Annotated in this window: 23 protein-coding genes; 11 read left to right on the top strand and 12 right to left on the bottom strand. The window is 70.7% G+C overall.

Features of this window, described 5'->3' with window-relative positions; all coding sequences use genetic code 11:
- Positions 1 to 31: 31 nt before the first annotated feature.
- Positions 32 to 1,213: a 4-hydroxybenzoate 3-monooxygenase gene (locus RS86_RS01925; RefSeq protein ID WP_045270527.1), complete on the bottom strand. Its 1,182-nt coding sequence runs from the start codon at positions 1,211 to 1,213 to the stop codon at positions 32 to 34.
- A gap of 80 nt (positions 1,214 to 1,293) precedes the next feature.
- Positions 1,294 to 2,046 carry an IclR family transcriptional regulator gene (locus tag RS86_RS01920; RefSeq protein WP_045270526.1) on the bottom strand — a complete coding sequence of 251 codons (753 nt, stop codon included), beginning with the start codon at positions 2,044 to 2,046 and terminating at the stop codon, positions 1,294 to 1,296.
- Positions 2,047 to 2,159: 113 nt separating this feature from the next.
- Here RS86_RS01920 and pcaH point away from each other — a divergent pair, with 113 nt between their 5' ends.
- The 10 genes from pcaH to RS86_RS01870 all read left to right on the top strand — a co-directional run bounded on the left by pcaH (position 2,160) and on the right by RS86_RS01870 (position 11,184).
- Positions 2,160 to 2,969 (top strand): protocatechuate 3,4-dioxygenase subunit beta, encoded by an 810-nt coding sequence (gene pcaH / locus RS86_RS01915; protein WP_045270525.1) that lies wholly within the window; start codon positions 2,160 to 2,162, stop codon positions 2,967 to 2,969.
- Positions 2,966 to 3,511: a protocatechuate 3,4-dioxygenase subunit alpha gene (pcaG, locus tag RS86_RS01910; RefSeq protein WP_045270524.1), complete on the top strand. Its 546-nt coding sequence runs from the start codon at positions 2,966 to 2,968 to the stop codon at positions 3,509 to 3,511. The genes pcaH and pcaG overlap by 4 nt, the downstream gene beginning before the upstream one ends.
- Positions 3,501 to 4,880: a lyase family protein gene (locus RS86_RS01905; protein WP_052680009.1), complete on the top strand. Its 1,380-nt coding sequence runs from the start codon at positions 3,501 to 3,503 to the stop codon at positions 4,878 to 4,880. Before pcaG ends, RS86_RS01905 begins: the two co-directional genes overlap by 11 nt.
- Positions 4,877 to 5,659, top strand: a complete 783-nt coding sequence (locus RS86_RS01900; protein ID WP_045270523.1) for an alpha/beta fold hydrolase — start codon at positions 4,877 to 4,879, stop codon at positions 5,657 to 5,659. The genes RS86_RS01905 and RS86_RS01900 overlap by 4 nt, the downstream gene beginning before the upstream one ends.
- A complete protein-coding gene (pcaC, locus tag RS86_RS01895) occupies positions 5,656 to 6,045 on the top strand; it encodes a 4-carboxymuconolactone decarboxylase (protein WP_045270522.1) in 390 nt (129 codons plus the stop codon). Before RS86_RS01900 ends, pcaC begins: the two co-directional genes overlap by 4 nt.
- Positions 6,042 to 6,770, top strand: coding sequence for a 3-oxoacid CoA-transferase subunit A (locus RS86_RS01890; protein ID WP_045270521.1), 729 nt, complete (start codon positions 6,042 to 6,044; stop codon positions 6,768 to 6,770). The genes pcaC and RS86_RS01890 overlap by 4 nt, the downstream gene beginning before the upstream one ends.
- Positions 6,767 to 7,396 carry a 3-oxoacid CoA-transferase subunit B gene (locus tag RS86_RS01885; protein WP_045270520.1) on the top strand — a complete coding sequence of 210 codons (630 nt, stop codon included), beginning with the start codon at positions 6,767 to 6,769 and terminating at the stop codon, positions 7,394 to 7,396. The genes RS86_RS01890 and RS86_RS01885 overlap by 4 nt, the downstream gene beginning before the upstream one ends.
- On the top strand, positions 7,393 to 8,562 hold the full coding sequence (locus tag RS86_RS01880) for a thiolase family protein (protein WP_045270519.1): 1,170 nt from the start codon (positions 7,393 to 7,395) through the stop codon (positions 8,560 to 8,562). Before RS86_RS01885 ends, RS86_RS01880 begins: the two co-directional genes overlap by 4 nt.
- Positions 8,563 to 8,671: 109 nt before the next feature.
- Positions 8,672 to 10,444, top strand: a complete 1,773-nt coding sequence (locus tag RS86_RS01875; RefSeq protein ID WP_045270518.1) for a bifunctional metallophosphatase/5'-nucleotidase — start codon at positions 8,672 to 8,674, stop codon at positions 10,442 to 10,444.
- 92 nt (positions 10,445 to 10,536) lie between these two features.
- Positions 10,537 to 11,184 (top strand): GntR family transcriptional regulator, encoded by a 648-nt coding sequence (locus RS86_RS01870; protein WP_045270517.1) that lies wholly within the window; start codon positions 10,537 to 10,539, stop codon positions 11,182 to 11,184.
- 72 nt (positions 11,185 to 11,256) lie between these two features.
- On the opposite strand, the gene RS86_RS01865 is transcribed toward RS86_RS01870, so the two are convergent.
- The 9 genes from RS86_RS01865 to RS86_RS01825 are packed head-to-tail and all read right to left on the bottom strand — an operon-like array spanning position 11,257 to position 20,036.
- Positions 11,257 to 12,522 (bottom strand): ABC transporter substrate-binding protein, encoded by a 1,266-nt coding sequence (locus RS86_RS01865; RefSeq protein ID WP_045270516.1) that lies wholly within the window; start codon positions 12,520 to 12,522, stop codon positions 11,257 to 11,259.
- Entirely contained in the window at positions 12,519 to 13,694 is a 1,176-nt protein-coding gene (locus RS86_RS01860) for a branched-chain amino acid ABC transporter permease (RefSeq protein ID WP_152642033.1), read from the bottom strand. Before RS86_RS01860 ends, RS86_RS01865 begins: the two co-directional genes overlap by 4 nt.
- Positions 13,691 to 14,575 carry a branched-chain amino acid ABC transporter permease gene (locus RS86_RS01855; RefSeq protein ID WP_045270515.1) on the bottom strand — a complete coding sequence of 295 codons (885 nt, stop codon included), beginning with the start codon at positions 14,573 to 14,575 and terminating at the stop codon, positions 13,691 to 13,693. Before RS86_RS01855 ends, RS86_RS01860 begins: the two co-directional genes overlap by 4 nt.
- Positions 14,572 to 15,432: an ABC transporter ATP-binding protein gene (locus RS86_RS01850; RefSeq protein WP_045270514.1), complete on the bottom strand. Its 861-nt coding sequence runs from the start codon at positions 15,430 to 15,432 to the stop codon at positions 14,572 to 14,574. Before RS86_RS01850 ends, RS86_RS01855 begins: the two co-directional genes overlap by 4 nt.
- Positions 15,429 to 16,196: an ABC transporter ATP-binding protein gene (locus tag RS86_RS01845; RefSeq protein WP_045270513.1), complete on the bottom strand. Its 768-nt coding sequence runs from the start codon at positions 16,194 to 16,196 to the stop codon at positions 15,429 to 15,431. Before RS86_RS01845 ends, RS86_RS01850 begins: the two co-directional genes overlap by 4 nt.
- Complete coding sequence (locus tag RS86_RS01840) at positions 16,196 to 17,074, bottom strand: amidohydrolase family protein (protein ID WP_045270512.1); 879 nt, start codon at positions 17,072 to 17,074, stop codon at positions 16,196 to 16,198. Before RS86_RS01840 ends, RS86_RS01845 begins: the two co-directional genes overlap by 1 nt.
- On the bottom strand, positions 17,071 to 18,669 hold the full coding sequence (locus RS86_RS01835) for an AMP-binding protein (RefSeq protein ID WP_045270511.1): 1,599 nt from the start codon (positions 18,667 to 18,669) through the stop codon (positions 17,071 to 17,073). Before RS86_RS01835 ends, RS86_RS01840 begins: the two co-directional genes overlap by 4 nt.
- 3 nt (positions 18,670 to 18,672) lie before the next feature.
- Entirely contained in the window at positions 18,673 to 19,578 is a 906-nt protein-coding gene (locus tag RS86_RS01830) for an SDR family NAD(P)-dependent oxidoreductase (protein ID WP_045270510.1), read from the bottom strand.
- The gene (locus RS86_RS01825; protein ID WP_045270509.1) at positions 19,575 to 20,036 is read right to left on the bottom strand and encodes a MaoC family dehydratase; all 462 of its coding nucleotides are present in this window, start codon (positions 20,034 to 20,036) and stop codon (positions 19,575 to 19,577) included. The genes RS86_RS01830 and RS86_RS01825 overlap by 4 nt, the downstream gene beginning before the upstream one ends.
- A gap of 173 nt (positions 20,037 to 20,209) precedes the next feature.
- Between RS86_RS01825 and holA the strand changes: the two genes are divergently transcribed.
- A complete protein-coding gene (gene holA, locus RS86_RS01820) occupies positions 20,210 to 21,262 on the top strand; it encodes a DNA polymerase III subunit delta (protein WP_045270508.1) in 1,053 nt (350 codons plus the stop codon).
- A 696-nt stretch (positions 21,263 to 21,958) separates the two neighbouring features.
- Here the strand turns inward: holA and rpsT are convergent.
- On the bottom strand, positions 21,959 to 22,219 hold the full coding sequence (gene rpsT / locus RS86_RS01815) for a 30S ribosomal protein S20 (protein WP_045270507.1): 261 nt from the start codon (positions 22,217 to 22,219) through the stop codon (positions 21,959 to 21,961).
- Positions 22,220 to 22,340: the final 121 nt, after the last annotated feature.

Below are 22,340 nucleotides of genomic sequence, written 5' to 3'. Positions count from 1 at the left end.
GAGGGAGGGAGGGAGGAAGACGGGGGACGGATCAGAGGGCGGTGTCGAAGGGCCAGCCGGTGTAGGCCTCGGCCAGGTAGCGGCGGCCGGACTCGGAGCCGGTGAGCATGTGCAGCTCGCCCTGGCGGCGCCGACGGTCGAAGTCGGTGGCGTCTGGCGCCGTGTGCAGCAGGTTCGTCATCCACGAGGAGAAATGCTGGGCCTTCCAGATGCGCCGGGCCGCGACCTCGGGGAACCGGTCGAGCGGACCCTCATCGCCGTCGAGCAGGAGCGCGCGGATCGCCCGGTCGAGCAGCACGACGTCCGCGACCGCGAGGTTCATGCCCTTCGCGCCGGTCGGCGGCACGGTATGCGCGGCGTCGCCGACGAGGACCGTCCGCCCGCGCCGCAGCTCATGCGCGACGAAGCTCCGGAATCGCAGCACGTCGCGTCGGATGATCGGCCCCTCGTTCAGCCGCATGCCGGGGGTGCGCTTGCGCAGCTCCGCCCAGATCTGCACGTCGCTCATCGCGGCGGGGTCGGTGTCGGGCTCGCACTGGAAGTACATCCGCTGCACGCTCTCGCTGCGCTGGCTGATGAGGGCGAAACCGGCATCCGCGCTGCTGTAGACGAGAACGTCGTTGCTGGGCCGCGCCTCGCAGAGGATCCCGAACCACGCGAACGGATACTCGCGAAAGTGACCGCCGGTCGGGCTCACCGTCTTCCGGACGACGCCATGCGATCCGTCGGCGCCCACGACCACCTCCGCCTCGATCTCGAGTTCGGCGCCGTCCGCGTCCACCGCGACGACGGTGGGTCGCGACGACGCCGCATCGCGCACCGCCGTCGCGGTGACGCCGAAACGGAGGTCCTGTCCGTCCGCGAGGCGCGCCGCGATGAGATCCGTCAGCACCTCGTGCTGCGGGTACAGCCAGACGCTGCGCCCGGTGAGGGCGGGGAAGTCGAAGCGGTGGCCGGCGCCGTCGAAGCGCAGCTCGATCCCGTCGTGGCGGTGGCCGTCCGCCAGCACCCTGGTCGACGCGTCGGAGGAGACGAGGAGATCCACCGTGCCCTGCTCGAGGATGCCGGCGCGGACGGTGCGCTCGATCTCGTCGCGTTCACGGCGGTCGATCACGATGGATCCGATCCCGGCGGCGGCGAGCAGGTGCGAGAGCAGCAGGCCGGCAGGGCCGGCGCCGACGATGGCGACTCGGGTGCGGACTGTGGTGGTCATGGGGTCTCCTTCGACGGCGATAGCCTCCCGGATGCACCCCGACGTGCGCTCGACAGTTCCCGTTGAACGGGATTCTGACTTCAGCGACGGAAGCCGAGCGACCGCTCGATGTCGCGGGCCGCGGCGTGCAGCTCATAGAGCGCGATGTCGGTCTGCGCGTCGCGGGGGAGCACGGCGGAGAGCGCGGCGATCACGGCGCCGGTCTCGTCCCGGATCGGCACGGCGACGCCGGTCGAGACGTCCTCGATGTACCCGGGTGCGACGACGTGTCCGAGGCGCCGGATGTCGGCGAGCGCACGGCGCAGCGCCCCCGCCTCCGTGATGGTCTCCCTCGTGACGGGGGCGAGGGGCCCCGCGAGGATCCGCTCCTGCAGATCGCGCGTGCCGAAGGCCAGGAGCACGAGGCCGGAGGACGAGGCGTGCAGCGGCAGCCGTCCCGCGATCCGCGTGACGTTCGCGCCGGATTCCGGGCCGGACAGGCGCTCCAGGAAGAGCGCCTCGTCCTGCTCCAGGATGGCGAGCTGCGTGTGCTCGCGCAGGCGGCTCTGCACCCGCTCCATCGACGGCATCGCCGCCTGGCGCAGGCGCAGCGCGTGCGAGGAGCGGGTCGCAAGCTCCCACAGCCGCATGCCGATGCGGATCCGGCGGTCCTCGTCGCGCTCCAGGAGGCCCGCCGCGACGAGCTCACCCACCACGCGGTGCGCAGTGGAAGGCGGGAGACCGGCCCTGCGCCCGATCTCGGCGGCCGTCTGCACGGTGCGGGTCGGGGTGAAAGTCTCGAGCACGCGGAGCAGGCGGTCGGTCACCGAGTCGCCGGAGGAGGAGTTGGCCATGGACCCAGGATGCCACTGTCCCGAGAGGATTCCCATTGGGTGGGAATCGATGGCCACGCGGCGCGGCCACGACGCACGATTCTGCTGTTCCCGAACGGTCGAAGGAGACGACGATGTACGACACCGCCGCGGCACCAGAGTCGCTGCTCGCCGCGCCCGACCAGCTCACGCAGGGGGAGATCACCGCCGAGATCGAGGCCGCGCACGCCGAGTACGCGCGGCGGGAGGCCGAGGGGGAGATCCTGTCGCGCACGATGCACGACTTCCCGCCATACCGGTCGAGCGTCCTCCGCCACCCGACGAAGAACCCGAAGCTCGTCGATCCGGAGACGATCGAACTGCTCTCGCCCGCATTCGGCCAGCGCGACGTCGCCGCGATCGAGTCCGATCTGACCCTGCAGCACATCGGAGAGCCGCTCGGCGAGCGCATCACCGTCCGGGGACGGCTCCTGGACTCCTGGGGGCGGCCGCTCGCGAACCAGCTCATCGAGGTCTGGCAGGCGAACTCCGCGGGGCGCTACATCCACCAGCGCGACCAGCATCCGGCGCCCCTCGACCCGAACTTCACGGGGGCGGGACGCGCGATCACGAACGATGCGGGCGAGTACCTCTTCACGACCATCAAGCCAGGGCCGTATCCGTGGAAGAACCATGTGAACGCCTGGCGCCCGGCGCACATCCACTTCTCGGTGTTCGGCCGCGCCTTCACCCAGCGCATCGTCACCCAGATGTACTTCCCGGGGGATCCGCTGTTCGCGCTCGACCCGATCTACAACTCGATCCGGCGCGCGTCGGACCGTGAGCGGATGATCGCGGCGTACGACCACGACGCCACGGTCCCGGAGTTCTCGATGGGCTACCGCTGGGACATCGTCGTGGACGGACCCGATGCGACGTGGTCCGAGCAGGAGGAGGACCAGTGACTCTCGAACCCGCTCTCGAGCCCACGGCGGGACAGACCGTCGGGCCGTTCTTCGCTTACGGCACCGAATACGACCGGATGCACGAGGTCGCCTTCCCGCACAGCCCCGGATCGATCGTGCTCTCCGGCACGGTCTACGACGGGGCCGGCGCGCCCATCCCCGACGCGATGGTGGAGATCTGGGGCGCCGACGCCGACGGCACGGTCTCGCGCTCCCGTGGTGCGTTCCGGCGCGACGACCACACCTTCACGGGCTTCGGCCGCTCGTTCACGACGGATGACGGCCACTACGAGTTCTGGACCCGGGAGCCGGGACCCTCGGGACCCGGCGCACCTTTCTTCGCGGCGATCGTGTACGCGCGGGGTCTGCCCGACAAGCTGCACACCCGCATCTACCTGCCCGGCGCCGAGGGCGACCCGTTCCTGGCGTCCCTGTCCTCGGACGAGCGTGCGACCCTCGTCGCGACCCGGGACGCGGACGGGAGTCTGCGCCACGACATCCGGCTGCAGGGGGATCAGGAGACGGTGTTCCTTGCATACTGACGACGCGATCGACAGCGCGCTCGGGTCGGGCGTGTTCGGCCTGCTGGATCCGGTCCTCGCGGGTTCCGCCGCCGGCGTGCGCCCGGACGGTGGGGCGGGGATCGGCGGCGACGCGCACGTCGTCGCCGCACTCGTGCGGGCCGAACGGGGGCTGCTGACGGCGTACGCCGAGCTCGGCGTCCTGCCCCGCGCCCTTGCGGCAGAAGTCGCGCCGGGCTTCCGCCCCGACGTGCGCGCACTCGCGTCGTCCGCCCTCGAGACCGGCAACCCGGTCGTGCCGCTCGTCGAGGAACTGCGGCGATGCACCGAAGATCCGGAGGCGGCGAGCTGGATCCATCGCGGCGCGACGAGTCAGGACATCCTCGACACGGCGCTCATGCTCGTCGCCAAGGATGGCATCGCCGCAGCCGTCGAGGACCTCGCCGTCGCGGCGTCGGATCTCGTCGCGCTCGCGCTCGCGCACCGCGACGCCCCGGCCGCCGCGCGCACCCTCGGACAGCACGCCGTACCGATCACCGTCGGGGCGCGGATCGCCGGCCGGCTGCGCGCAATCGTGCGGGCGCGTCGCACGCTCCTCGACGTTGCCGCGACCCTGCCGGCGCAGCTCGGAGGGGCCGCGGGAACCCAGGCGTCGTTCGTCGAGCTCTTCGGATCCGAACTCGCGGCGCGGCTGCCGTCCGCCTTCGCGGCGGCCACCGCGCTTGCGGCGCCGCCCGCGCCCTGGCACACCGACCGGTACCCGATCCTGGACCTCGCCCATGCGGCCGGTCTGGCGATCGCGGCGATGGGCACGCTCGCGACTGATGTCGTGACCCTCACCCGCCCCGAGATCGCGGAGGCGTCTGTTCAGCGCGGCGGTGGGTCCAGCACGATGCCGCAGAAGCGCAATCCGGTCGACGCCGTGCTCGTGCGCTCTGCCGCGATGCGCGCCCCGGCCCTGATCGGGCAGCTCCACAATGCGGCGGGTCTCGCCGGGGACGAGCGCCCGGACGGCGCCTGGCACGCCGAATGGCCGGCGCTGCAGGAGCTGCTGCGGCTGCTGGTCGGCGCGGCCGCTCGCACGCGGAACCTCTGCGCGGCCCTGACCTTCGACGCGGAGCGCGCGAGGGCGAACCTCGCTCTGAGCGACGGGCTGATCGTGTCGGAACGCCTCGCGTTCGTGTTGAAGCCCCGCATCGGCGCCGCCCGGTTCGCGGAGGTGATCGACCGGACTGCCGCCGGCACCCCGCTCGCCGAGCTGCTGCGTGCGCTGCCGGAGGCCGCGGAGGGGGACGTCGACGACCTGCTCGATCCAGCCCGGTACACAGGTCGCTCCGGCGCCCTCGTCGATGAGGCCGTCCGCGCTGCCCGGGATGAGGGCATCCGATGATCGACGTCGCGGTGTCCGCCGCCGTCGGGTCGGAGCAGGCGCCGCTGCTCGTCCTCGGTCCGTCACTCGGAACGACGAGCATCCTCTGGGAGGCGGTGTGGCCCTCCCTTGCTCTCGACCATCGGGTCATCACCTGGGATCTGCCCGGCCACGGTGCCTCGGCGCCGGCGCGGGAACCTTTCGAGGTCGCGGATCTGGCCGATTCCCTGGTGCGCGCCCTCGCCGACGCCCTCGGCGGGGCGCGGTTCGACTACGCGGGGGTCTCGCTCGGCGGGGCCGTCGGCCTCGAGCTCCTGCTGCGGCACCCGCAGCGCGTCGGCCGTGCCGCGATCCTCTGCTCCGGCGCCGTGATCGGCACGCCGGAGGGATGGCACGACCGGGCCGCCCAGGTGCGCGCCCAGTCGACCTCCTCGCTCGTCATCGGATCCGCACAGCGCTGGTTCGCGCCCGACTCGATCGCGGAGCATCCCGAGCTCGCCGGCCGGCTCCTGCACGCGCTGCAGAACGCCGATGACGAGAGCTACGCCTTGGCGTGCGAGGCCCTCGCCGCCTATGACGTGCGAGACCGCCTCCGCGAGATCGACGCTCCGGTGCTGGCGGTCTGGGGCGCGCACGATGGCGTGACGCCCGAGGCTTCGGCACGCGAGATCGCGGACGGCGTGCGCCTTGGCCAGGCGAGCGGGATCCCCGCCGCCTCGCACCTCGCGCCCGTCGATGATCCGACTGCGGTGATCCGGCTGCTGAGTGGATTCCTGACCCCCGAGAGGACCCCGAGATGACCGGAACGACCGACGCGGAGCGCCGCGCGCAGGGCATGGCCGTGCGACGGGAAGTGCTCTCGGACGCGCATGTCGACCGGGCGATCGCAGGCACGACCGATTTCACCGCCGACTTCCAGGACTTCATCACGCGGGTGGCGTGGGGAGAGGTATGGTCCCGCCCAGGGCTCGATCGCCGGTCGCGTTCGATCGCCGTGCTGTCGAGTCTCATCGCCCTCGGGCACGATGAGGAGCTCGCGATGCACGTGCGCGCCGCACGGCGCAACGGCCTCACCGTCGCCGAGATCCGCGAGGTCATCCTGCAGTCGGCCGTGTACGCGGGCGTGCCGGCCGCCAACACCGCCTTCCGCATCGCGGCAGGGGTTCTCGCGGAGGAGGCGCCGTGATCGACAAGACGGTTCCGGATGCGGCTGCAGCCGTCGCCGGCATCCCGGACGGCGCGACCGTGATGATCGGCGGCTTCGGGCGCGCGGGGCAGCCGGTCGAGCTGATCGACGCCCTCATTGCGCAGGGCGCGGGCGACCTCACCATCGTGAACAACAACGCGGGCAACGGGGACACCGGGCTCGCGGCGCTGCTCGCCGCCGGACGGGTACGGCGGATCGTGTGCTCGTTCCCGCGGCAGTCCGACTCGTGGGTGTTCGACGACCTGTACCGGTCAGGACGCATCGAGCTCGAACTCGTGCCGCAGGGCAATCTGGCGGAGCGCATTCGCGCGGCAGGCGCCGGAGTCGGGGCGTTCTACTCGCCGACGGGCGTGGGGACGCAGCTCGCCGAAGGACGGGAGCACCGGGTGATCGACGGCCGCGAATACGTGCTCGAGTACCCGATCCGGGCCGACTATGCCCTCGTCTCGGCGCGGAAGGGCGACCGCTGGGGGAACCTCGTCTACCGAGGGACCGCGCGCAACTTCGGCCCGGTGATGGCCGCGGCGGCGACGACGACCATCGCCCAGGTGGACGAGATCGTGCCGCTCGGGGCTCTCGATCCCGAGGGCATCGTGACCCCCGGGATCTTCGTCGATCGGGTGGTGTCCGTGGGGGAGCGGGCATGGCTGGACGATGGCGTCTTCGTCGGCGGGGTCGATCGGGAAGGGCGGGCCGCCTCGTGATCCGGATCAGCCGAGAGGAGCTGGCCGCGCGGATCGCGTCCGACATCCCCGAGGGCTCGTACGTGAACCTCGGGATCGGCGCGCCGACCCTGGTCGCCGATTTCCTCCCCGAGGGGCGGGAGGTCGTGTTGCACACCGAGAACGGGATGCTGGGCATGGGCCCGGCCCCGGTCGACGGAGGCATCGACCCTGACCTCATCAACGCGGGCAAGCAGCCCGTCACGGCGCTGGCGGGCGCCGCGTACTTCCATCATGCGGACTCCTTCGGCATGATGCGAGGCGGTCATCTGGACGTGTGCGTGCTCGGCGCCTTCCAGGTCTCCGAGACCGGCGACCTGGCGAACTGGTCGACCGGCGCGGAGGACGCCATCCCCGCCGTCGGCGGCGCGATGGATCTCGCGATCGGAGCCAAGCAGGTGTACGTGATGACGGATCTGCTGACGCGCTCCGGAGAGTCGAAGCTCGTCGCGCGGTGCACGTACCCGCTGACAGGTGTCGGCTGCGTGACCCGGATCTACACCGACCACGCGGTGTTCGACGTGACCGCGGAGGGTCTCGTCGTCCGCGAGACGTTCGGTGCCACGATAGCGGAGCTCAGCGACATCACCGGGTTGGTGCTGCGATGACGGCCTCCTTCGTCTACGACGCGGTCCGCACGCCTTTCGGCCGCGCCGGCGGGGCGCTGTCGGGCGTGCGCCCGGACGATCTGGCCGCCGTCGTGCTGCGGGCGATCGTGGAGCGTGCCGGGCTCGACCCCGCCCGCATCGACGACGTGATCCTCGGCGATGCGAACCAGGCGGGTGAGGACAACCGGAACGTGGCACGCATGTCCGCTCTGCTCGCGGGGTTTCCGACCTCGGTCACCGGGACGACGGTCAATCGTCTCTGCGCATCGTCGGTGGAGGCCGTCGTGCAGGGGTCGAGGGCCATCGAGGCCGGCGATGCTGAGATCGTGCTCGCCGGCGGCGTCGAGTCGATGAGCCGTGCGCCGTTCGTGATGGAGAAGTCGGCGAAGGCGTGGCCGGCCGTCGGCAACCAGACGCTGTGGAACACGGCGATCGGCTGGCGCATGGTCAACCCCGGACTGCCCGCGCACTGGACGATCTCCAATGGCGCCTCCGCCGAGAAGATCGCCCGTGAGCGGGGCATCTCGCGCGAGGATCAGGACAGCTTCGCCGTGCGCTCGCATCGGCTCGCGGCACAGGCGTGGGCCGAAGGCGTCTACGCGGACGAGGTCGTCCAGGTCCCCGGCGCGGAGCTGCGCCGGGACGAGGGCATCCGCGACGACACCTCGGTGCCGCGCCTCGCGGCGCTGAGGGCGCTCTTCGCCGCGGACGGCTCGGTGACGGCGGGCAACTCCTCACCCATCAACGACGGCGCCTCCGCCGTGCTCATCGGCGCGGAAGGCGCCCTGGATGCCGAGCCCCTGGCCCGGATCGCCGCGCGGGCCGCACACGGGGTCGATCCAGACGACTTCCCGATCGCGCCCATCGAGGCCGCGAACAAGGCGCTCGCCAGGGCGGGCCGCACCTGGGCCGACGTCGACGTGGTCGAGCTCAACGAGGCCTTCGCCTCGCAGGCGCTGGCCTGCGTGCAGGGGTGGCCGGAGCTGGATCCGGAGAAGGTCAACAGGCACGGCGGCGCGCTCGCGATCGGGCACCCGCTGGGAGCCTCGGGCGGGCGGATCATCGGTCACGCCGCGCACGAGCTCGCCCTCCGCGGCGGCGGCGTCGCCGTCGCGGCGATCTGCATCGGCGTCGGGCAGGGACTCGCCGTCGTGCTCGAGCGCTGACAGCGTTCGAGCGAACCGCGACCGGCTGCATCCCGCGGCCCGGTCCGTACCATCCCGGATCCTCAGTGCGGAGGATCCGTTCCTTGGGGAAGAGAACGCGATGAAGCGTATGAGAAGAAGAATCCACGGAGTCCTGGTCATCGGGCTCACCGTCCTGCTCGGTCTGGGGGCCGGCGGCGCGCTCGCGTCACCCGCGTACGCGGCGTCCGGGTTCACCGGCACCGTGTCGATCGCGCATCTGAACGACGTGCACGGCAACGTCTTCGAGACCGCGACCGAGATCGGTTACGCCAGGATCGGCGGCTACGTCGACCAGCTGAGGACGGACAATCCGAACACCCTGTTCCTGGACGCCGGTGACACGTTCTCCGGATCGAAGTACACGGCGATCGACCGCGGCGCGAGCATCGTGCCGATCGTGAACACGCTGGGGATCGACGCGATGGCCGCGGGCAACCACGAGTTCTCCTACGGTTCTCCGTATCTCCAGGAGCTCGCGTCGCGCCTCGACCACCCGATGCTGGCCGGCAACATCGTCTACTCGGCCACGGGGCAGCCGGTCCTGCCCGGATACGCGATCGTCACGCTGCCGAACGGAATGAAGGCGGGGGTGATCGGGATCTCCGCGCCCGCCTCGGCGACGATGGGCTCCCAGGACGTCGGCTACCGGGATGCGATCGCCACGACCCAGGCCCTCGTCGACGAGGTCACCGGTCAGGGCGTGGATCTCGTGATCGGGCTCATGCACCTGGGCGATCAAGATCCCACGATGACGAGCCTGAAGGTCGCCGACGCGGTCACCGGCATGAACCTGATCGTCGACGGGCACAGTCACACCGCGCTGCCTCAGGGGCGCCTGCAGAACGGCACCCTGATCGTGCAGACGGGCGAGTTCGGGCGCAACCTGGGCGTCGTGGATCTGAGCATCGTGGACGGCATGGTGACGAGCGCGGCCGCGCGGCTCGTGTCGCGCGCCGCGATGGCGGACGTTCCCGAGAAGCCGGAGACCAAGGCCGCGGTGGAGGCCTTCCGGACCGTGTCGGATGCGTACTTCGCCGTGCCGATCGGCAGCACCTCCGTGCTGCTCGAAGGCACCCGCGACATCGTCCGCACGCAGGAGACCGCCCTGGGGAACATGTTCGCAGACGCGATCACCGCCGCCACCGGCACGGAGATCACCCTCCTGCCCGCGGGATACGTCGGAGGACGCATGGAGCCGGGGCCGATCACTCGCGGAGACGTCCTCACCCTGTCCAGAGCTCCGACCTCGGTCACGAAGAAGGTCTTCACCGGCGCCGAACTGCTCCGGCTCCTGAACTCGCTCTACGCGAGCTTCCCGACGTCCTCGGGATCCTTCGCGCAGGTGAGCGGGCTGTCGGTCGTCCTGGATCCGAACGGGACGACGTCCAAGGTGCATCGGGCGCAGGTGGCCGGGAAGCCGCTGGACCCGGACGCGAGCTATACGGTCGTGACGACGACCGGCGTCGCGAGCGGCTTCGAGGGGACGGTTCTCGCGGAGTACCCCGGCGTGACCGAGATGCTCAGCGACTACATCGTCGCGCAGAGCCCAGTGGCTCCGGTGATCGAGGGGCGGATCACGCGCAAGGCAGCCGGCGAACCGACCGAACCCGGCGGCCCAGGAGCCCCGAGCTCGTCGCCGAGCCCCGTCCCGAGCAGCTCGCCGACGACGAACCAGACGCCGGCACCCGCGTCCGGCGGCTCGATGGGATCCGGCGGCGACCCCGCCGCGTCCGGCCGACTGGCGGCGACGGGAGCCGAGGGCCCGTGGCTCGTATCGCTCCTCGCCGGCGGCGGAGTGCTCGCAGGCCTGCTCCTCCTGGAGGCGGCCCGGCGTCGGCGGAAGGACATCGGAACACGCTGACCCCGGCCCGTACCCGCTTCGCCCCGGACGATAGTCTTCGGGGCGAAGCGGGTCGCCCTGTGCCGAGGCGGCGCGGGCAGGAGCGTGGAGTCATGACGGTAGCCGAGCAGAACGCCCGCGCGCGCCCCGACCTGACCGCGCAGCTGCGGGACGCGATCCTGAACGCGGAGTTCGCGCCGCATCAGCGCCTTGTCGAGGCGGACATCTGCGCGCAGTTCGGTGCGACCCGGGCGTCGGTGCGCACGACGCTGCTCACTCTCGCGGGCGAGGGACTGATCGAGCGGCTCCCCCATCGCGGCGCGCGGGTGCGCGCGATCAGCATCGGCGAGGCGATCGAGATCGTCGAGGTGCGCGTCGGCCTGGAATCGCTGTGCGCGCGCAAGGCCGCGGAGAACCTCACGGAGGACGGCTCGGAGGAGCTGCGTGCCCTTCGCGCCGCGCTCGAGACCGCGGTGTCGACCGGGGACCTGGTCGGATACTCTCGCCTGAATCAGGATCTGGACCGGCTCCTGCGTGCGCTGAGCGGCCACGAGGTCGCGACGCAGCTGCTGGAGCGGCTGCAGGCGCAGTCGGCGCGGCACCAGTTCCGCCTCGGCTTCCTGCCGGGCCGTGCCGCGACCTCGGCGCCCGAGCACACCGCGATCATCGATGCCGTCCTCGCGCAGGATCCGGATGCTGCCGAGGCGGCCACCCGCACCCACTTGGAGGGCGTCATCGCCCTGCTGCGCACGATGGACTGACATCCGGCGCGCGAGAAGGGCCCGCCGCGGTGAACGCGGACGGGCCCTTCTCGTGCGAGATCCGCGTGAGACTCAGAACCCGGGGCCGCGCCCCTTCGGCGCCACGTACTGGGCGGTGAGCGCCTTGAGGCTGCCGGGCGCAGTCGGGTCGTACGAGAAGATCGACGAGGTGTCGGGCTGCAGGCGCTTCGCGACCGGGCCGTAGGTCATGTCGCCGTTCAGGCCGAGGTATTCGATCTTCTCGATCCCATCCATCGCCTTCATGAGGCCGGCACCCGAAAGATCGCCGAGTTGTACGGCCTTCTCGAGGATCGTCGTCGCGGTGATCGCCTGCATGAAGCCGTAGACGTTCTGCATCGTCGGCGTCTTGCCGAGTTTCTCGGTCAGCAGCTTGATGCCCTCGATCGACGTGTCGTCGAGGTCGCCGGCGAGGCCCGTGATCACGAAATTGTCCTTGAGGTAGGTCGCGATGTCCGTGTCCTTGAAGGACTGGGCGATCGAGAAGAACTCGGTCTCCCAGATCGGGGCGTAGTCGAGCTGGGTCGCCGCCGCCACGACGTTGGGCACATTGCCGTTGGCGCCACCGAAGACCACGAGGTCGCACTTCGCGGTCTTGAGCGTCTGGATCTGCGCGGTGAACGCGGTGTCCGTCGGCGCGAACTCCGTCTTCGGGCCCACGGTGAAGCCGAGCTCCTTCCCCGCATGCTCCAGGGCGTCCTGGCGGGCCTGCCCGGACTGGTCGGCCTGGACCATGGAGCAGACGGTGGAGCTCTTGCTGATCCTGCCCTTCTCGAACAGGTACGACAGCGCGTTCCACACGTTCGACTGGTAGGACGTGAAGGTCATCCCCAGGTTCTCCTGCGCGGTGAAGCGCGAGCTCTGGGTCGACGGAAGGGCGACGGCCTTGTTCTGCTTCAGGATCGGCAGCAGCGCCTCGGTCGAGGCATCGCCGAGGATGCCCGACAGCATGACCACCTGGTCCTTGATCCGCTGGTACTCCTGCACGGCGAGCTGCGGGTTGTACTGGTTGTCCGCGGTGGTGACCTTCACCGGATACTTTCCGGCGATGCCGCCCTTCGCGTTGACGATGTCGTAGTACGCCTGCTGCCCGGCGACCTGCTCGTTGGCCGAGGGTGCGATCGGCCCGCTGAGAGCGGTCATCTCGCCGACGTGGATGACGCCGTCGGACAGGCTGAAGCCCGGCACCGATGCCAGTGTCTTCGAAGCGGTGCTGGAATCGCCGCTGGGCGCGGTCGGAGCGGTCTGAACGGCGCAGGACGTGAGGAGCAGCGCCGCAGCGGCGACGATGCCGATGGCGCCAGGAGTGCGATATCTCACAGGCTGTGTCCTTCCTCGTGTGTCGTGATCCCCGGTGCGGGGTCGGGTGGCGAGGCCGCGGGCGCGGCCTGCGTCTGGGGCGACGCGACAGGGCGTCGGCGACCGGGGCGGCGGAAGAACGAGATCAGTCCGCCGCGCCGGAAGAGGAGGAAGACGACGATGAGGACGCCGTAGACGATGAGCCCGAACCCGGACACGCTCACGCCGCCCTGTTCGCCGGGCTTCGAGATGAAGGGCAGCACGTCGGCGAGCCGGATCGCGATCACGGGCACCAGGCCGATGAAGAGCGCGCCCAGCACGGGCCCCCAGATGCTCGCGAGTCCGCCGATGACCACGATCGCGACGTACTGGATCGAGAGGTCCAGACCGAAGTTCTCGGGCCGGATGTACTGCAGCTCGACGCCGAGCAGCCCTCCCGACAGGCCGCCCAGCGCCGAGGACACGATGAAGGCGTTCATCATCGTCGGCAGCCGGCGCGCCCCGAGCACCTCGGCGGCGAGGTCGTGGTCCCGGAACGCCTGCATGGCCCGTCCTGACCGGGAGCGCACGATGTTGGCGACCGCGAGGAGGATCACCGCGAGGAGCAACCAGCAGAGGATGAACATGCCCTGCTCGCGGGAGAGCAGGAACGGGCCGACTCTGAGCGCCGCGAAGTCGAGCGGGCCGATCGAGACCGGCGCGGTGACGACCGTTCCGTTGAGGCCACCGGTGAGGGCGGGCAGGTTCCGTGCCGCGTAGATGCCGATGAAGACGAGTCCGAGCGACACGATCGCCAGATACGGACCCTTGAGCCGGAGGGCGAAGGGGGCGACGACCGCTCCGAGTGCGCCGGCGAACAATGCGGACAGAGGGAGCCAGAGCAGGAACGGCAGACCGAGCTGGCCGCCGAGGACCTGCCCGCAGAACGCGCCGGCGCCGACGAAGAACGCGTGCCCCAGGGAGATCTGCCCGGCGTATCCGGTCAGCAGGTTCAGGCCGGTCGCGGCGATCGCGGCGATGGCCGCGGTCGTCAGCACGGTGAGCAGGTAGCTGTCGGCGACATTGAGCGGGATCGCGATGATCGCGACGAGGAACGCGATCGCGAGGATCTTCTTCGGCGGGGTGTCGAAGAGCCGCGGCGCCCGTGCGCGTGTGCGCGGTGCGAGGGCGGATCCGGGAGCGGTCATGGTCATGCGCGGCGCACCTCTCGTCGGCCGAACAGTCCGGCGGGGCGGATGAGCAGGATCGCGAGCATCACGAGATACGGCACGACCTCGGAGAACCCCGAACCCCAGCTCTCCGGGACCAGGGTGACGGCGAACTGCTGGACGACGCCGATGATGAGGCCTCCCACGACCGCTCCGAGCGGCGACTCCAGACCGCCGAGGATGATGACGGGAAGGGCGAGGAAGGCGTACACCTCGAGGCCGGGGCGCACGCCGCCGCCGACGGTCGTCGAGAGCACGATGCCCCCGAAGGCGCCCAGGGCGCCGGCGATGCCCCAGGAGACGCCGTAGACGAACCGGGTGCTGACGCCCTGCGCCATGGCGGCCTCGCTGTCGATCGCCGTCGCGCGCAGGCTGAGCCCGATGCGGGTGTAGCGGAAGAACAGGAAGAATCCGAGCAGAAGCATCGCGGTGATCGGGATGAGGGTGGCATCGCGCGCCGTGATGCCGATGCCGCCGATGCGCAGGACGTTCAGCGCCCAGGGATCGCCGAGGTTCAGGGAGTCGCCCGGCCAGATGCCCGTGATGACGGGTGCGACGGCGATCGTCACTCCGAACGTGACCAGAAGGGCGGCGAAGTGATCGGTGACCCGGTGCAGGACGAACGCCTCCAGGAGCACGGCGAACAGCGCGACGGCCGCCATCGCGACGATCACACCCGCCCAGAACGGGAGGCCGGCCTGATGGATGAGCGCGTAGGCGAGGTAGGCGCCGAGCACGACGAAGCTGCCCTGCGCGAGGTTCAGGATGCCGGACGCCCGTGCCACGATCACGAAGCCGAGCGCGAGCACGGCGTACAGGGAACCGAGCGCGATGCCGGAGGTCAGCGTCTGGAGGAAGTCGGTCATGCGTGCTTCGCCTTCCGGTCCTGGCCGAGAGGGATGCCCACGGCGATGGTCCCCGTCGCCGTGGGGTCGTCCGCCTCCTCGGTCTCGTCGCCGAGATAGGCACTGATGACGCGCGGGTCCGCGATCGCCGCGCGGGGCGATTCGATCGTGACGACGGTTCCGAAGTCGAGCACCAGGGCGCGGTCGCCGAGACGGGTGACCATGCCCATGTCGTGCTCGATCATGACGACCGTGACACCCAGTTCCTGTTTGGCGGTGAGGATCCAGTCCGCGAGCTCTTCTGTCTCCTCGTCGTTCATCCCGGCGGCGGGCTCGTCGAGCAGCAGCAGTCGCGGTTCGACGGCGAGCGCGCGGGCGAGCTCGATCCGCTTCTTGATGCCGTAGGGAAGATCGCGGATCGGGCGGTTCAGGAAGTCGCCGAGCCCCAGCAGGTCGATGAGCGGCTCGCACGCCTGCCGAGCCTCCGCCTCCTCGCGGCGGGCGCGGCCCCACCAGACCGCGCCGGTCAGCACCCCGGAGCGCATGAGGCGCTGGCGGCCCAGGACGACGTTGTCCATGACGTCCATGTGCTCGAAGAGCGCGAGATTCTGGAAGGTGCGCGCGATGCCCAGATCGGCCAGCCCTGTGCGGCGCACCTCCAGCAGGGATCGCCCGTCGAAGGCCACGGATCCGGCGGTCGGGTGGTAGATGCGACTGAGGACGTTCAGCAGCGAGGTCTTCCCCGCGCCGTTGGGGCCGATGACGGTGAAGAACTCGTTCTCGCGTACGTCGAAGGTGACGCCGCGGAGGATGTGCAGGCCGCCGATCCGGAGTTCGACGTCGCGCACCTCGAGCAGCGGTGCGACGGGGGCGCTCATGCGGCGTCCTCCGATCCCAGTCCGAGCAGCAGCCGCTGCAGGCCGGTGTCCGCGCGCAGCTCCGCGGCCGTGGCCTCGTGGACGATGCGGCCGTGCTCGATCACGTAGCCACGGTCGGCGACGGCGAGGGCCATCGTGGCGTTCTGCTCGATGAGCAGCACGCTCGTGCCGGCGGTCCGGATGGCGCGGATGGTGTCTCTCACGTGGGTGACGAGCTTGGGGGAGAGGCCGAGCGTCGGCTCGTCGAGGATGAGCAGACGCGGCGACGACATGAGGGCGCGGGCCACTGCGAGCATCTGCTGCTCTCCGCCCGAGAGCAGCCCAGCCGCCTGATCGTGCCGTTCGGCGAGCCGGGGGAACAGCTCCATCATCCGGCTGCGGTTGGCCTTGAGCTCGTTCGCGCCCACGGTCGTCCCGCCCATGTCGAGGTTCTCCGCGACCGTCATCGCACCGAAGATCCGCCGCCCCTCGAGCGCCTGGGCGACGCCGTGGCGGACGATCGCACGGGGGGAGCGGCGGGTCAGGGGCGCGCCGAAGCTCGTGATCGCGCCCGCGGAGATCGACCCGCCCTGAGCCGGCAGGAGTCCGGTGATCGCACGTGCAAGGGTGGACTTGCCGGCGCCGTTCAGGCCCATCAGCGTCACCACCTCGCCGTCCGCGACCGTGAGCGAGACATCGCGCAGAGCCGTGACGGATCGTCCGTATCGAACGCTGAGACCCTCGATCTGCAAGGCGGGGGCGCTGTCGCCGTGCGCGACGCGCATCAGGCCGCTCCGCCGTCGAGCCCGAGCAGGCGGATCGCGTTCTCCCGCAGCACGAGGCGCTCGACCTCCTCCGGCAGCCCCAGGGCCGCGAAGTCGCTCAGCCACCGGTCGGGGGTCAGGGCAGGGAAGTCGGAGCCGAACAGCATCTTGTGGCGCAGATAGGTGCGGGTCGCGCGCACGAGTCCGGCGCTGAAGTACTTCGGAGACCACCCCGAGAGGTCGATCCACACGTTCGCCTTGTGCGTCGCTACCGAGAGCGCCTCGTCCTGCCAGGGCACGCTGGGATGGGCCATGACGATCTGCAGGCGCGGGTGCCGCGCCGCGACGTCGTCCAGGAGGATCGGATTGGACAGGCCCAGCCGCAGCCCGAGTCCGCCGGGGACTCCCGCGCCCACGCCGGTCTGCCCGGTGTGCACGACGACGGGGAGCCCGAGATCCTCGATCGCGCCGAAGAGCGGATCGAACTCCTCCGCCGAGGGGTCGAAGCCCTGAAGAGTCGGGTGGAATTTGAAGCCGCGGACGCCCAGCTGGGAGGCCTGCCGTTCGAGTTCGCGCAGCGCCGCCGGACCTTGCAGCGGATCCACGGACCCGAACGCGATCAGCGTGTCAGGGTTGCGCGCGGCGCCCGAGGCGATGTCGTCGATGCTGTTCGGAGCATGACCGGTGTTCGTCGTCGCGTCCACTGTGAACACGACCGCCATCATGTCGCGCTCGCGGAAGTACGAGGCGGTCTCGTCGACGGTCTTCGCCGGATCCGTGGTGCCGAAATAGCGATCCATCGCCTCGCGCTGTTCCGCGGAGGCGCCGAAACGGCCGGCGTCGTCGATCTGGATGTGGACGTGGGTGTCGATCGCCCGGATGCCCTCGAGCGCCGTCATGAGGACGCCCCCTCTCCGCGATCGCGGATCATGTCCTCGCGCAGGCGGACCAGATCGACCTTCCCCGTCGGGGTGCGATCCATGGACGTCCGGAACAGGATGTGCCGGGGGCGCTTGTAGCCCGCCAGCAGGCCGTCGACGTGCGCGAGCAGTTCCTCGGCCGTGACGTCGGTCGAGCGCTCGACCACGGCGGTGACGATCTCCCCGAACCGCGGGTCGGGGGCGCCGAGCACGACGGCATCGGCGACGGCGGGATGGGTCAGGAGCGCCTCCTCGACCTCGAGCGGATAGACCTTCTCGCCGCCGGTGTTGACGACCGCGCTGCCGCGCCCGAGGAACTCGACGTGGCGGTCGTCCTCGACGCGCACCCAGTCGCCGGGGATCACATGGCGGACCCCGCGGATGACGGGGAACGCCGCCCGGGTCTTCTCCTCGTCGCCGTGGTATCCGAGCGGCAGCGCCCCGCGCTGCGCGAGGACGCCGAGTGCCCCGGGGAGATCCTGGATCTCTGCGTGCTCGTTGTCGAGCACGACCGCGGTGGGGAGCAGTCTCGGCCGGCCCGGCAGGTCGGAGACGCCCGCTGTGACGGTGACCGCGAGGCCGCCGCCCTCCGAGGAGGCGAGCAGATCGAAGATCGTGAGCTCGCCGAGGGCGTGCAACCGGTGCTTGGTGTCGGGGCTGAACCGCATGCCAGAGCTCATGATCGACGTCACGGCGCCGAGGGATCCGCCGGCGCGTTCCGCGGCCTCGGCGAGAGGGAGGGCGACGGCGTCCCCCGCGACGACGATCCGCGTCGCGCCGTGCTCACCCGCGAAGCGCAGGGCGCTCTCCGCGTCCAGGTGCGCGGAGGAGGTGAGCAGCACCGTCCCGCCCAGAGTGAAGGTGTTCATCGACATCGTGAGCGCGGTGCCGTGCATGAGCGGCGCCAGGGGGAGCGTGACCGGGTGCGGAGTCGTCGGGTCGACCGCGATATCGAGGGCCTCCTCGCTCGTGCTCGGCCAGGGCATGGCGCACATCGAGTACGTCGGGAACATCTGGCCCTCGAAGAGATCCAGCTCCGCCCAGCGCACCGCCTTCGGCCGCCCCGTCGTGCCTCCGGTGTAGATCCAGAGTTCCGTGCCTTCGGGAGCTACGGGCGGAAGGGGGACCTCGTCCGCGATCGATTCGGCCCACGGCAGTCCAGGCGCGTCGCCGTCGTCGTCCCGCACGCTCACCAGCAGAACATCGCCGGCCGCCTGGGCAGCGGCGTCCCGCGCGGTGGAGGCGAGCGAGGTCGGGTGCACCATCGCGGCGGCGCCGGAGTCGTCCAGGAGCGCCGCGATCTCCCCGGCGCGGAAGCGGAAGTTCAGCGGCACCGGGATGAGACCCGCCGCGACGCACGCGAAGAGCGTGATGAGGAACTCCGGCCGGTTGTGCAGGAGGATCGCGACGACGTCGCCGGAGCGCAGGCCCCGCCGCGCGAAAGTGCCGGCGAGCGCCCCGGCCTCGCGGGCGAGGCGCTCGTAGGTCCAGGCGTCCTGCGGGGTGCGGATCGCGATGCGATCGGGCAGGGACCGCGCGACGGCCTGCCAGAGGTCTGCGTAGTGGGCGCGCATCGATCAGCCCTGCGGCGGCCCGGAATGCTGGGCGTCGGCGGAGAGCTCCTCGCGCCAGGCATCGTCGAGTTGCGTGGCGGTCCAGCCCCCGTCGTGGTCGAGCGTCCGCAGCGCGGCGGGGTGGGCGTAGAGCGTCACCCGGTCGCCGCCGATCCCGATCGCCTGACCGGTGACCTCTGCAGACGCATCGGAGGCCAGCCACACGATCAGCGAGGCGACATCCTCCGGGGTGCCGAGCGCGTGATCGCGCCGGTACTCGACGGGGATCGCCCCGCCCGCGACGTAGTCCTCGTACACCTGCGTGTACGCCGGGATCGTCGCGGTCATGGGGGAGAGGGCCGTCGGGACCACAGCGTTCACCGTGATCCCCGCGCGGGCGAGTTCGAGGGACCACGTGCGCGCCATCGCGACCAGCCCGGCCTTCGCCGCGGCGTAGTTGGTCTGGCCGAAGCTGCCGAACTGCCCGGCGGGGGAGCCGATGAGCACGATGCGCCCGCCCGAACCCTGCTCGCGCATGGCCACCGCGGCAGCGCGTCCGCAGGTGAAGGATCCGCGCAGGTGCGTTCCGATCACGGCGTCGAAGTCGTCGTCGTCCATCTTCCACAGCACCCGGTCGCGCAGCACGCCCGCGTTGGCGACGAGGATGTCGAGTCGCCCGAACGAGGAGATCGCGGCGGCGACGAGCTCTTCGGCGGTCGTGGTGGGACCGACCGGCCCCACCACGACCGCGGCGCGTCCCCCAGCGCCCTCGATGTCGGCAGCGGTCTGAGCCGCCGTTCCGGCATCGACATCATTGACGACCACGGCGGCCCCCGCCTCAGCCAGGGCGAGGGCATAGGCCCGCCCGAGGCTGCGACCGGCGCCGGTGACGATCGCGACCTTGCCGTCCAAGCGGATCCCGCCGCTCATCGGTAGTACCTCAGCACCAGCTCGGCCACGCACGCGGGCTTCTCGCCGCCCTCGATCTCGAACGTCACGGGCACCTCCAGCTGCCATCCTCCGCCGATGTCCGTCACGGAGGCCACGTGCCCGCGCAGACGGATACGGGACCCGACGGGCACCGGGGCGGGGAACCTCACCCTGTTCATGCCGTAGTTGATCCCCATGCTCGCGCCGGAGACCTCGAAGACCTGGCGCATGAGCGGGACCACGAGGCTCAGGGTGAGCAGGCCGTGGGCGATGCGTGTGCCGAACGGCGTGGCTGCGGCGAAATCCTCGTCGATGTGGATCGGGTTGTCGTCGCCGGACACCGCGGCGTAGAGATCCACCTCCTCCTGGGTGATCTCGCGCCACGAGGACGGGCCGAACTCGGCACCCTCAAGGCCGGGCAGATCCTCGACGGTCACGGAGACGTCCGCAGCAGTCATGGCACTCCTTCTCGCTTCATCGCTTCGTGTGGGGCATGAGGCGACCTTGCCTCAATTTCAGGCTACCTGAAAAAGAGCGTCGAAGGGAAGGGGAATTTCGGACGCTGCCCGAAAAGGCGCTGCTCCGACCATGAGGCACGGCGAACGTCCGCGACCGCCGGTACGCTGGATCCATGCCCGCACCGCGCTCGTCCTCCGCCGCACGACGGGGAGGCAAGGCGACGAACATCCCGCAGGTGCCGTGGCGTGAGCCTCGGCCGGCGCCGATCGTCCTGGTGTCGGGGCCGGAGGAGATCTGCGCGGAGCGCGCGATCGCGGGGGTGCGCACCTACCTGCGCACCGAGGACCCGGCGCTCGAGGTCAGCGACCTGCGCGCCGATGACTACGAGGGTGGCAGCCTGCTCGCGCTCGCTTCGCCGTCGCTGTTCGGCGAACCGCGCCTGCTGCGCATCTCCGGGGTCGAACGCTGCACCGACGCGTTCCTCGCTGAGGCCGTCGCGTACCTCGAGCACCCGCAGGAAGGGGCGACGGTCGTGCTGCGGCACACCGGGGCGACCGTGCGCGGCAAGAAGCTGCTCGACGCGATCCGTGCGGGCACCGGCGGCGGGATCGAGATCGCCTGCCCCGCCATCAAGCGCGACGACGAGAAGGCCGACTTCGCCGCGGGGGAGTTCCGCGCCGCCGGCCGCCGGATCCAGCCGCAGGCGCTGCGGGCGCTGGTCTCCGCCTTCTCCGACGACATCACCGAGCTCGCGGCCGCGTGCCAGCAGCTCATCAACGACGTGCAGGGAGATGTCACGCCCGACGTCGTCGAGCGCTACTACGGGGGGCGCGTCGAGGTCTCCGCCTTCGTCGTCGCCGACACGGCCATCGCCGGACGCCTGGGCGATGCGCTCATCGCGCTCCGGCACGCGCTGGCCTCTGGCGCGGACCCGGTGCCGATGGTCGCGGCGTTCGCGATGAAGCTGCGGTCGATGGCGCGGGTGGCCGGATCCAGGGAGTCCAATGCGGCTCTCGCGTCCCGACTCGGGATGAAGGACTGGCAGGTGGACCGCGCCCGCCGCGACCTGAGCGGATGGAATGAGCGCAGCCTGGGCCTCGCGATCCAGGCCACCGCGCGTGCGGACGCCGACGTCAAGGGCGCGGCCCGCGACCCGATCTTCGCGCTCGAGCGCATGATCACCGTGATCGCGACCCGTGCACCCTACGGCGAGTCCGTCCGCTGACGCCTGCGCGGGTACGCCCTCACCGGTTCTGGCGCGCTCCTGCTCACGTTCGGGGCGCGTTCTCACGTTTTGGGGCGCGCCCGGTCACGAATCGGTGGCGGCATGCGCCCCAAAACGGAGAAGTGCGCCCCGAACGGGGGTTCCGGAATCAGGGCCAGAGCCCCGAGCAGGATCCTCACGCGGGGAGTGCTCTAGCCCAGGGGAGTGCTCTGGCCCAGGGGAGTGCTCCGGCCCAGAGGAGTGCTCTGGCCCAGGGGAGTGCTCCGGCCCAGAGGAGTGCTCTAGCCCAGGGGAGTGCTCCGGCCCAGAGGAGTGCTCTGGCCCAGGGGAGTGCTCTGGCCCAGAGGAGTGCTCTAGCCCAGGGGAGTGCTCCGGCCCAGAGGAGTGCTCTAGCCCAGGGGAGCGCCCTGGCCCAGGGGAGTGCTCTAGCTCAGGGGAGAGCAGCACCGGAGGGCGCCTCGAACGGTTCGGGGCGTGTTCTCACGTTTTGGGGCGCGCCCCGCCACGAGTCCGTGGCGGCACGCGCCCCAAAACGGAGAAGTGCGCCCCGAACGGGCTCAATCCGGACGACGATGACGCGCACGACGGTGACGCGCACGACGGGGACGCGGATAGCGGCGACCCGGACGAGGGGGCCGGGAACGACGAAGGCCCGCTCCCCAGAGGGAACGAGCCTTCGTCAGAGTCGGATCCGGCTCAGAGAGCGGAGACCTGCTTCGCGATCGACGACTTGCGGTTCGCGGCCTGGTTCGAGTGGATGACACCCTTGCTGACGGCCTTGTCGAGCTTCTTCGACGCCGTCTTCAGCGCGGCCTCGGCGGCGGCCTTGTCGCCACCGGCGATGGCCTTGCGGGTGTTGCGGACGGCGGTCTTCAGCTCGCTCTTGACGGCCTTGTTGCGCTCGTGCGCCTTCTCGTTGGTCTTGTTGCGCTTGATCTGCGACTTGATGTTCGCCACGGATGGAACCTTCGTTCGAGTGATGGATGGTCATGCCGGCCTGGCGGTAGAGGGGCGCCTCCGGCAGCGTGCAGGGGTGGGACCTGGCACGCAAGCCAATCACCGATCTTATCAGGGATCC

Source organism: Microbacterium azadirachtae, assembly GCF_000956505.1.
Lineage (GTDB): Bacteria > Actinomycetota > Actinomycetes > Actinomycetales > Microbacteriaceae > Microbacterium > Microbacterium azadirachtae_A.
This window is presented reverse-complemented; position numbering and strand designations above follow the sequence as displayed.

Bases quoted from the DNA above. Each gene is read 5' to 3' on its own strand.
- RS86_RS01925 (WP_045270527.1), bottom strand. From the start codon at position 1,213: ATGACCACCACAGTCCGCACCCGAGTCGCCATCGTCGGCGCCGGCCCT.
- RS86_RS01920 (WP_045270526.1), bottom strand. From the start codon at position 2,046: ATGGCCAACTCCTCCTCCGGCGACTCGGTGACCGACCGCCTGCTCCGC.
- pcaH (WP_045270525.1), top strand. From the start codon at position 2,160: ATGTACGACACCGCCGCGGCACCAGAGTCGCTGCTCGCCGCGCCCGAC.
- RS86_RS01900 (WP_045270523.1), top strand. From the start codon at position 4,877: ATGATCGACGTCGCGGTGTCCGCCGCCGTCGGGTCGGAGCAGGCGCCG.
- pcaC (WP_045270522.1), top strand. From the start codon at position 5,656: ATGACCGGAACGACCGACGCGGAGCGCCGCGCGCAGGGCATGGCCGTG.
- RS86_RS01880 (WP_045270519.1), top strand. From the start codon at position 7,393: ATGACGGCCTCCTTCGTCTACGACGCGGTCCGCACGCCTTTCGGCCGC.
- RS86_RS01875 (WP_045270518.1), top strand. From the start codon at position 8,672: ATGAGAAGAAGAATCCACGGAGTCCTGGTCATCGGGCTCACCGTCCTG.
- RS86_RS01870 (WP_045270517.1), top strand. From the start codon at position 10,537: ATGACGGTAGCCGAGCAGAACGCCCGCGCGCGCCCCGACCTGACCGCG.
- RS86_RS01860 (WP_152642033.1), bottom strand. From the start codon at position 13,694: ATGACCATGACCGCTCCCGGATCCGCCCTCGCACCGCGCACACGCGCA.
- RS86_RS01855 (WP_045270515.1), bottom strand. From the start codon at position 14,575: ATGACCGACTTCCTCCAGACGCTGACCTCCGGCATCGCGCTCGGTTCC.
- RS86_RS01850 (WP_045270514.1), bottom strand. From the start codon at position 15,432: ATGAGCGCCCCCGTCGCACCGCTGCTCGAGGTGCGCGACGTCGAACTC.
- RS86_RS01845 (WP_045270513.1), bottom strand. From the start codon at position 16,196: ATGCGCGTCGCGCACGGCGACAGCGCCCCCGCCTTGCAGATCGAGGGT.
- RS86_RS01840 (WP_045270512.1), bottom strand. From the start codon at position 17,074: ATGACGGCGCTCGAGGGCATCCGGGCGATCGACACCCACGTCCACATC.
- RS86_RS01835 (WP_045270511.1), bottom strand. From the start codon at position 18,669: ATGCGCGCCCACTACGCAGACCTCTGGCAGGCCGTCGCGCGGTCCCTG.
- RS86_RS01830 (WP_045270510.1), bottom strand. From the start codon at position 19,578: ATGAGCGGCGGGATCCGCTTGGACGGCAAGGTCGCGATCGTCACCGGC.
- RS86_RS01825 (WP_045270509.1), bottom strand. From the start codon at position 20,036: ATGACTGCTGCGGACGTCTCCGTGACCGTCGAGGATCTGCCCGGCCTT.
- holA (WP_045270508.1), top strand. From the start codon at position 20,210: ATGCCCGCACCGCGCTCGTCCTCCGCCGCACGACGGGGAGGCAAGGCG.